The sequence below is a fragment of the Spirulina sp. 06S082 genome (assembly GCF_034932145.1).
In the GTDB taxonomy this organism is placed as follows: domain Bacteria; phylum Cyanobacteriota; class Cyanobacteriia; order Cyanobacteriales; family Spirulinaceae; genus CCY15215.
On record NZ_JAYGHV010000004.1, the window covers coordinates 40636 to 49725 of the forward strand.

Annotated in this window: 9 protein-coding genes; 5 read left to right on the forward strand and 4 right to left on the reverse strand. The window is 43.8% G+C overall.

What is annotated here, in order from left to right:
* Positions 1–12: 12 nt before the first annotated feature.
* From VB714_RS01030 to VB714_RS01045, 4 genes are all read left to right on the forward strand, one after another.
* On the forward strand, positions 13–1620 hold the full coding sequence (locus tag VB714_RS01030; protein WP_323220295.1) for a protein kinase domain-containing protein: 1608 nt from the start codon (positions 13–15) through the stop codon (positions 1618–1620).
* 156 nt (positions 1621–1776) lie between these two features.
* Positions 1777–2589, forward strand: coding sequence for a DUF928 domain-containing protein (locus tag VB714_RS01035; protein ID WP_323220278.1), 813 nt, complete (start codon positions 1777–1779; stop codon positions 2587–2589).
* Positions 2589–4874: an adenylate/guanylate cyclase domain-containing protein gene (locus tag VB714_RS01040; protein WP_323220280.1), complete on the forward strand. Its 2286-nt coding sequence runs from the start codon at positions 2589–2591 to the stop codon at positions 4872–4874. The genes VB714_RS01035 and VB714_RS01040 overlap by 1 nt, the downstream gene beginning before the upstream one ends.
* A 67-nt stretch (positions 4875–4941) precedes the next feature.
* Positions 4942–5748, forward strand: a complete 807-nt coding sequence (locus VB714_RS01045; protein WP_323220282.1) for an MBL fold metallo-hydrolase — start codon at positions 4942–4944, stop codon at positions 5746–5748.
* A 73-nt stretch (positions 5749–5821) separates the two neighbouring features.
* Here VB714_RS01045 and VB714_RS01050 read toward each other — a convergent pair whose 3' ends face one another.
* The 4 genes from VB714_RS01050 to VB714_RS01065 form a co-directional block, all read right to left on the reverse strand.
* The gene (locus VB714_RS01050) at positions 5822–6727 is read right to left on the reverse strand and encodes a cation diffusion facilitator family transporter (protein ID WP_323220284.1); all 906 of its coding nucleotides are present in this window, start codon (positions 6725–6727) and stop codon (positions 5822–5824) included.
* An 89-nt stretch (positions 6728–6816) separates the two neighbouring features.
* Positions 6817–7164 (reverse strand): DUF5615 family PIN-like protein, encoded by a 348-nt coding sequence (locus VB714_RS01055; protein WP_323220285.1) that lies wholly within the window; start codon positions 7162–7164, stop codon positions 6817–6819.
* Positions 7161–7478 (reverse strand): DUF433 domain-containing protein, encoded by a 318-nt coding sequence (locus tag VB714_RS01060; protein ID WP_323220287.1) that lies wholly within the window; start codon positions 7476–7478, stop codon positions 7161–7163. The genes VB714_RS01055 and VB714_RS01060 overlap by 4 nt, the downstream gene beginning before the upstream one ends.
* Entirely contained in the window at positions 7475–8029 is a 555-nt protein-coding gene (locus VB714_RS01065) for a Uma2 family endonuclease (RefSeq protein WP_323220289.1), read from the reverse strand. Before VB714_RS01065 ends, VB714_RS01060 begins: the two co-directional genes overlap by 4 nt.
* Positions 8030–8087: 58 nt before the next feature.
* On the opposite strand from VB714_RS01065, the gene VB714_RS01070 reads away from it, so the two are divergent.
* Positions 8088–8903, forward strand: coding sequence for a Cof-type HAD-IIB family hydrolase (locus tag VB714_RS01070; protein ID WP_323220291.1), 816 nt, complete (start codon positions 8088–8090; stop codon positions 8901–8903).
* The last annotated feature ends 187 nt before the right edge of the window (positions 8904–9090 follow it).

The window sequence follows — 9090 nt, forward strand, 5'->3', positions numbered from 1 at the left end:
GAAGCGAAAGTTATTTATTTTCTACGCGATATTCTCGGGGTTTTAGACTTCATCCACGCCCAAGGAGTCATTCATTGCGACCTCAAACCCAACAATATTTTGCGACGTGCCAAAGACGGTAAATTAATTCTCATTGATTTTGGGGCAGCGCAGCCCGTCCATCGTCAGCTTGTCAATAATAGTATGGGACTATCCTCAACTGTTGCCGTGAGTCCCTCGGGCTATCTTGCCCCCGAACAACTCATTGGACAACCTCAACCCGCCAGCGATCTTTATGGTGCGGGGATTATTGCCATTCAGATGCTAACAGGATTAGACCCCGCCAAGTTGCAACTCGATCTTGCCAGTAACGAAATTAAATGGCAGCGTTTGGCGAAAACTTCCTATAGCCAAGAACTCAGCGCAATCTTAAACCAAATGACCCGCTACCATTTGCGCGATCGCTATATTAGTGCGAGGGAAGTCTTGGCAGAACTCGATCCCTTACTGCCATCGGCACGCCATTCTCTCCTAGAAGCAAGTAGTCATTATCTCGATAATTCGGGCTTAGAGAAAAAAAGTCCCCAGAAAACCCTCATTTCTCCTCCTACTCAATTTTCCTCCAAATTTATTAAAAAACCGACCCCTTCTGAATTTGAAGATTGGCACGATCGCCTTGCACCCGAGCTAGATGCGCCTCAAGAGCAAGTCGAAGCTGATGTCGAACTGCCCTACAACTCAATTACCCCAGTATATTCGTCCGTTCCCCTTGCCAAAGTCTCCCACCGTTCTCTCAATCCTTCTTTAATGAGAACGCTAATGAGAATGGGGGTTCTTGCGGCTCTTGTTAACACCTTTGCCATTGCCCTCGGCTTGTACACCCTTGCCGATAGCAGCGCCACAGATCCAGGAGAGACTCGCTTTGCTAAAGCACAACGCCACCTGCACCAAGGTAAACTCGAAGATGCGATCGCCCTCGCCCGCACCATTTCTCCCGATAGTCCCGTCTACGAACAATCCCAACGGGCGATCGCGCAATGGCAGCAAGATTGGAGTAGGGCTTCCCTGCACTTTAACGCCGCCAAAGAAGCCTTGGCCCAACAGGATTGGCAAACAACAGTCAGTGAAGCCGCTTTAGTTCCCGCGATCGAATACTGGCAGAAGCAACTCGACCCTCTTTTAAAAGAGGCATCTCCTCAAGCGGAACGAGAAGCCGAAAAGCTCTTAAAACTAGCCTTTGGGCGAGCCGCAGAAAAAGACTTTACCGCCGCTTTAATCCATTTAGAAAGTATTTCCCCGCATACGACCATTGGCAAAAAGGTACAACCCAAACTGAAGGAATATAGTCAAAAACAGCGCATTCGTGCCATGTCTCTCTTGCAACAGGCTTATGACCTCGCCGCCGATCGCCAATTTACAGAAGCACTCGAATTTCTGCAAGTGATTCCCCCCAATACTCCCGCCGGGGCGATCGCCAAAGAAAAACAAATTGAATACAGCCAAAAACAAAAAATTCGCCAGCAAACCGTCGGGACAAACTTGGACGATTCTTCTGCACCGATCGCCCAGCAGCCTACCTCATCGCTTTTTGCTTTTAACCCTGGCGATCGGTTACAAGAAATTGCCTTGGGTTTCGGTTAAATATCCTATCTCAACGCGCCACATGACGCATGGCATCAATAGGCGATCGTGAGTTATCGTAGAATTATTAATAAAGTCAATGGAACTCTAAAACATTAATTGTCATCATAGAGAAACAATCGCCTTGAATGTCTCTCAGTCGGAGAAGGATTAAAAATGAGTTTTCGCAAACAGCTTCAATCTCTCGGAATGTTATCTGCCCTGCTGGGTACGAGCCTACTCGTTTACCCGCAGTCTAGCCAAGCAATTCCAGAGTTTCTCGTGAGTATTGATTTTCCCCAAAGCGCCCCTTCGGGAGGAGGAACATTAAGTCGTACCTACGGTGGCGGCTCCCGTACTGGGGCAACCTCTTGTCTCGAAGAAGGAGATAATGTAGAACCGCTAACGGCTCTCATTCCCGAAGATACGTTGGTGAAAACAGCCGATTCTGAGCCAACATTATATGTCTATGTCCCGAAAACAGTGTCATCAGAAGAGATTTCCGCCACTGTGGTGATTTTAACCCCCGGTCAGCCTCGCCAATTACCTGAAGAGGTTTATGTTGGCAAAACTTCCCTTCCCGATACCTTAAATGAGGGAGGCGGCATTGTTCGTTATAAATTAGAGGGTGCAGATTTAAAAGCAGGTGAAACTTACACTTGGTCATTTTCTATCCACTGCGATCCTGATAAATACGATCTCGATCGCTATGTCCGGGGAGTATTTCAGCGAGTGGAAGATTTAGAACCCCTTCCGGCTAATCTTGATAATATGAGCGCTACGTCACTGGTTGCTAAAGCGAATGAATATGCCGCCGATGCTATCTGGAATGAAACCGTGAATTTAGCAGCAAAACTGCGAAGTTTGGATACAGGAGAATGGGCAGGGTTACTCAAATCTGTTAATTTGCCTCAATTTGAATCAATTCCCTTTGTTTCATGTCAAAATAGCGAGTATTGTGTTCCTGAACCAGAAGACTTGGAATTTTAATGGGCAAAGAGAAACAATCTTTTCAGCATTGGGCGTGGCAATGGCGGGGTGTCTTGATCGCAACACCAGCCATTGCTGCGCTTGTGATTCTCCTGCGTTTTTTTGGGCTACTACAAGGGTGGGAATGGGGGGTTTACGATCAATTTTTACGCTTGCGTCCCCAAGAAAAGCGAGACGATCGCATTGTTATTGTTGGTTTAACGGAAGAAGATTATCGCCAGCAAGAAAAGTTAGTCTTTCCCGATGCAATTTACGCGCAATTACTCGAAAAACTCAAGGCGCAAAAACCGAGGGCGATCGGCTTAGACATTTATCGCAGTCAGCCCGTTGAACCAGGTCATGATGAGTTAGTGCGGGTTTTTAATTCAACTCCCAATTTGATTGGCATCCAAAAAGTATCCGGGGATAATGAACGGGAAACTGTCGATCCCCCTCCAGAATTAAAGGCTAAAGGTCAAGTCGGAGCTAATGATAATATCCTTGATGCCGATAATAAAGTGCGTCGAGGTTTGCTCACAGTTGCCAATGCGGAAACCCCCGACCAAGCGATTCCTAGTTTTGCCATGTATCTTGCTGCGCTTTATTTAGAGCAAGAGGGGATTAAATTAGAAATTGCTGAAGGGACGGATAATTGGTGGAAATTTGGCGATACAGTTTTTCCCGACCTCGATGCTAATGAAGGGGGATACATTCGCACGGAAACTGGCGATTATCAAATTATCCTCAATTATCGCAGTTCTTCTCCCGCTTTTGAGCAAGTTTCTCTGACGGACGTTCTCGAAAATAAGATACCTTCAGACTGGGCTCGCGATCGCATTGTTCTGATTGGGGCAGTGGGAGAGAGTGCCAACGATGCCTTTTTTACTCCCTATAGTACGGGGTTGATCGGTCTACCCCAGGCGATGCCTGGGGTGGAAATTCACGGTCATCTCACCAGTCAAATTCTCAGTGCTGTCCTCGATAATCGCGCCCTAATGCGAACCTGGCCCGAACCCTTGGAATGGATCTGGATTTTCCTCTGGTCGGCGATCGGTGCTTCTATTTCCTGGGCGATGCGGCACGTGGGGGGAGATAATCACCTACAGGCAATGAAACGAGGGGTTTCGACGGCGATCGCCGTGGGAATATTAATGGGGGGTAGCTATTGGGCTTTAGTGGGGGGATGGTGGATTCCTGTGGTTCCTCCCCTCTTAGCTTTGGTATCATCGACGGTGGTTATTATTGCTTATATTGCGCGATCGGCGGGAGATATTCGCAAAACCTTCGGACGCTACCTCACCGATGAAGTTGTAGCCAATCTCCTCGAAAATCCTGAAGGATTGAAGATGGGAGGAGAACGCCGCAAAATTACCATTTTAACCTCGGATTTGCGCGGATTTACGGCACTTTCTGAACGGTTGCCTCCGGAACGAGTGGTTAAGATTCTTAACTTATATTTAGGCTATATGGCCGATGTCATCACCCACTATCAAGGAACGATTGATGAGTTTATGGGAGACGGTATTCTCGTTCTTTTTGGTGCGCCCACAGTACGAGACGACGATTCGCGTCGCGCGATCGCCTGTGCGATCGCCATGCAGCAAGCAATGATAGAGGTGAATACTCAAATCAGGGCATGGGAATTACCCGACCTTGAAATGGGCATTGGGATCAATACAGGAGAAGTGGTTGTCGGCAATATTGGCTCAGAAAAACGCACTAAATACGGTATTGTCGGTTCTCAAGTCAATCTCACCTATCGCATTGAATCTTATACGACGGGAGGACAAATTCTTGTATCAGAAACGACTCTCAAAGAAGCTGGTGAGGAAATTCGTATTGATGGACAAAAAGAAGTTTCCCCCAAAGGAGTAACTAAACCCATTACCATCTACGAGATCGGGGGAATTGGTGGGGAATATCAACTATTCCTGACTCAAGAAGAGGAAATATTCTTCACTTTAACTCACCCTCTACTGTTGCAATATACGGTACTCGATGGCAAACATATTGGTGTAGAAGCGATACAAGGAAAATTGATTCGTCTCTCGAATAAAGGGGGGGAAATTGCAATGGTAGATAATGGTGAAGTTGAAAAACCGACAGGATTACAAAATATAAAATTAAATTTTCTCAATATTGAGCCGACCAATACCGATAAAATTACAATAAGCGAGGATGTTTATGCAAAAGTCATGGAAAAGGAAGGTAAAGAGGAAAATTTTTATGTTAAATTTACAGCAAAACCCCCTAAAATAAATCAAAAGTTACAAGAAATCTATCAGGGCTTAGAGGAACAAATTTAGGCTTGTGCGGGATGAACTATCTTGATTTCCTTTCATCCTTGAAATGCAAACACTCACGAAAAGAGCGATGAAGTTGTTATTTTTGGGTTCGGGTTCGGCTTTCACAGTAGGAGCAAACAATTACCAGTCTAATATGCTCTTAATGGATGAGAGAGGTCGCAAACTTTTGATTGACTGCGGTTCTGATATTCGTTTTTCTCTTCACGATCGCGGCTACTCTTACCAAGATATCACTGATATTTACATCAGTCATTTACACGCGGATCACGTTGGGGGTATGGAGTTTATCGGCTTAACAACATTTTTCGATCCTCGCTGTCCCAAGCCCAATCTATATTTGAGTAAGGATGTCGCAGCGAAATTATGGTATGGATGTTTAGCGGGAGGAATGCAGTCCATTGGCAATGAATTAGCGGATATCGATACTTTTTTTAATGTACATAAGGTGGGTCGCAACGAACATTTTATTTGGAATGATATACAAATTTTTTTAGTCCGGGTCGTTCATATTGATAATGGTTATTTTTTGATGCCCAGTTATGGCATCTTTTTTACTATTGGGGGACAAAAAGTTTTTATCACCACAGATGCCCAGATTTCTCTCGATACCACTCAAGAATATTACGAAAATGCAGATATCATTTTTCACGATTGCGAAACGTCACGATTTCCCAGTTCAGTACACGCTCACTACAAAGAATTAGTCGATTTACCGGAACGATGGAAGAATAAAATGTGGTTGTATGGTTATCAACCCGGTCATCTCCCCGATGCCAAATCTGCTGGGTTTCTGGGTTTTGTCCAGCGAGGACAAATTTTTGAATTTTATAATCGCGTTCCCAACCCAGCAATTAGTACGGCGATCGACCGATAAGACAAGTTAAAATATATTTCTCGAAGGGTTGAGAAGGTTTTAGGGGTGCCTACCGATACGGCACAACTTTTCTTCATCGCAATATACCCGATCGCCCTGCTTCTGTATCGATATAAAAGGTAACTTGCAGGGAACCATATCTCAACCGTAATGCTTCTTCAATTTTACGCGCGATGCCTGTGGTTGCTTTTTCATAACGCGGTTCTACAATGAGGTGCATTTGAATATAAACAAATTGTCCTACAATTCCCCTCGTGCGAATTTTATAACAATGAGAAACGCCTCGCACACTTTTAGCGATCGCGGCGATCGCTTCTGAAGCAATTGCATTTTGTTCCAGCATTAAGGGCAAATTCCACGCGATGGACTGCCAAAATTCATCTAAAACCAAAATATAAAGAATAATCGCTAAAACAAGGTCAATTAAAGGTTCTCCCCACCAAACCCCCCAGAGTCCAGCGAAGACTAATAAAGTTAAACCTGCTTCTTTAAATAACTGATTGGCATTAAAGGCAAGAATGGCGTGATCTAAACGCTTGGCTTGATATAAAGAAAAAGAGGCTATTCCTAAAATCGGCAAAGATACAAATCCGAGAAATTGTAGAATTGGAATTTTAATCTCTAAAGGAAAAGGCAAGATTTCTCGTTTTAAAGCGGCTTGAAATTGAGGAATTAATGTTTCAAAGAAAAAGAAAGAAGCGATCGCCAAACTTGCCACTAAAGCAAAGGTCAATACAACTTCTTTTTTGCCATGACCATAAATTTCTCGTCCATCTGGGCGATCGGAACCAATAACGGCTAAAAACCCCAAAAGGGCATTAAAACAAATAATCAGAGTATGTAAACATTGCACTAATAGTCCCAGCGATCGCGCTTCCCAACCTACAGAAACTTTAACCCAGAATACCAACCCCATTAACCAGAGGGTCGCTAATAACACCAAGCGACTGACAAAATAAGCATTTTTCTCTTCGTTCATCCCGTTCGCGATCGCCTTTAACTATCTTTAATTTACACCGATAATAAATTGTGAACCTTAGTAAAGAAGACTATAATTCTACCATCAAACTATAACGGTAGATATTGAACTTGGTTCGCTAAATCTTCTGTCTCGCCAACTTTAGCAATAATTTCTAAATCTCGCACGCAATCTCCAACGGTTACATATTGTTGATGTGCGTAGATAACCCCACTAAAATTAATACCTTCTTTTTGGCGATCGCTGGCTATAGCTAAAAAATCATCGTCTTGGGTAAAGAGAACTCGATTGAGTTCGGTGGCGCGATCGAGTAAAATTGGGTCTGGTGTTCCCATGCGATTATCTTCTTGTACGGTAAGAACGTCTATCCCACGCAATCTTAAACTATTGGTAATTGCTCGGCGCACGTGTTCATCCATATAAAGTGCTATTGTCACTGAATTAACTCTCGATCGCGAAGTTTTTTAACCAAATTTGTTTCCCCTGCTTGTTGACGCAATCGTTCGACTTTTTCAAATCGTTGCTGCATATCGGTATCTAATTCTTCTTTATTGTCCCAATAATAAGCTAAGGCAGAATAAATCTGACTCATGCTTAAATAGGGATGTTGAAATTTAAGTTCTTCGGGACTCCAACCAAAAGTAAGATGACCGGAAATCAATTCAATCACTTTCATTGTTGTTTGGGCAATATAGGGAACTTTGTTTTCGTCAATTTCGATGTATTTGTGTTGGGTTGTTGTTAATTTCATATTCCTGCACTTATAAACAAAGATCGCGCTGTTAAGGAAAATTCTGGGAATAATCCATCGGTAAGAATGCGATCGCCGCGATAGGTGACGGGTAAAGTATTAGGCGCAAAAACTGTAATACTTTGAGATTGAGGGTCTACCACCCAAACCCGCAAAACTCCGGCTGCTAAATAATCTGTTGCTTTTTCTGCCATTCTCCCAAAACTTTGACCCGGTGAAATAATTTCGATCGCCAGATCCGGAGGGATCGGACAAGGTTCATCTCCCAAGACTTGGGGGAGGCGATCGCGATGGACAAAAAGTAAGTCTGGAATAGGTACCCAGTCTCGTCCCTGTCGCTGTAATGTAACCGACCACTCGATTCCCACTTCTCCCCGCGATTCTCCCCAGTTTTCTAAATAATGCAATAAGGCACGTTGAGTTTTAGAGTGAAAGCGTTGGGGTGGCATTTTCGGAATTACTTCTCCGTCAATTAGTTCGTAAGACTCGTGACTTTCTGAACTCGCGAGAAAGTCTTGAAGAGAAATTATTTTAGGAGAAATTTGCACCATAACCCGACCAACAAGCACTAAATTCAGTATAAACAAAAAAAACTACGGGTTTTCTAATATGGGCATTCGTTTATTAGTCTTAGATGTTGATGGTACGATCGCGGGGACATCCAATCAAGTCTCCGAAGTGGTCAAAAGGGCGATCGCCGAAGTTCAAAACCGGGGCATTCAAGTGGCGATCGCGACGGGACGAATGTATCGATCGGCGTTACGCTTTCACCAGGCGATCGGCTCACAATTGCCTATTATTGCCTATAACGGAGCCTGGATTCAAAATCCCATCACCGGAGAAATTCTGCGTCATAGCCCCCTCTCTCTCCAATCTGCGAGGGAATTATTAGATTATTACGAACAACCCCAATGGCGCGATCGCGTTGATATTCATTGTTATTGGGACGATTGCCTCTACGTGCGAGAATCTACCCAATATACTCGCGAGTATATCGCTCGTTCGGGTATTCAGGCAAATGTTACACAAGATTTGCGAACTTTACTGATCGATCCTCCCACTAAAATTTTGGCTTTAAGTCCAGATGTGGATGCAATTCAAGAGATGATGGCGATACTCAAAGATCGTTATTCACCCTCAGAATTATATTTAACCAAATCTTCACCTTATTTTTTAGAAGCGACTTATCCCGGTGTGAATAAAGCCACCGCATTGCATTTTTTAACAACCGAAATTCTCGGTTATGCTGCTGAGAATGTGATGGCGATCGGCGATAATTATAACGATCTGGAAATGCTTGAATATGCTGGGTTAGGTATTGCAATGGGAGATGCACCCCCCGATGTACAAAAAATAGCTAAATGGGTTGCTCCTTCTGTTGATGAAGATGGTGTTGCAGAGGCGATCGCTAAATTTTTACTTTAGTTCTTTCTCAAGAAAAAAAGTAGTTCTAAAGTAATCTTACTGCGAATTTTCAATTGCTTGAATGTAAGCTAAACTCTGATGATAGCTAACTATATTTCCTTGAACAGAAAACAGTTCGGCAGCTTTTTGTAAATCGGCAATTGCCTGTTCCTTTTCTTCCATGCGAGCGTAAACAACACCGCGATCG

Excerpts from the sequence above, each read along its gene's own strand:
- VB714_RS01070 (WP_323220291.1), top strand. The coding sequence starts at position 8,088 with ATGGGCATTCGTTTATTAGTCTTAGATGTTGATGGTACGATCGCGGGG.
- VB714_RS01045 (WP_323220282.1), top strand. The coding sequence starts at position 4,942 with ATGAAGTTGTTATTTTTGGGTTCGGGTTCGGCTTTCACAGTAGGAGCA.
- VB714_RS01035 (WP_323220278.1), top strand. The coding sequence starts at position 1,777 with ATGAGTTTTCGCAAACAGCTTCAATCTCTCGGAATGTTATCTGCCCTG.
- VB714_RS01050 (WP_323220284.1), bottom strand. The coding sequence starts at position 6,727 with ATGAACGAAGAGAAAAATGCTTATTTTGTCAGTCGCTTGGTGTTATTA.
- VB714_RS01060 (WP_323220287.1), bottom strand. The coding sequence starts at position 7,478 with ATGAAATTAACAACAACCCAACACAAATACATCGAAATTGACGAAAAC.
- VB714_RS01065 (WP_323220289.1), bottom strand. The coding sequence starts at position 8,029 with ATGGTGCAAATTTCTCCTAAAATAATTTCTCTTCAAGACTTTCTCGCG.
- VB714_RS01040 (WP_323220280.1), top strand. The coding sequence starts at position 2,589 with ATGGGCAAAGAGAAACAATCTTTTCAGCATTGGGCGTGGCAATGGCGG.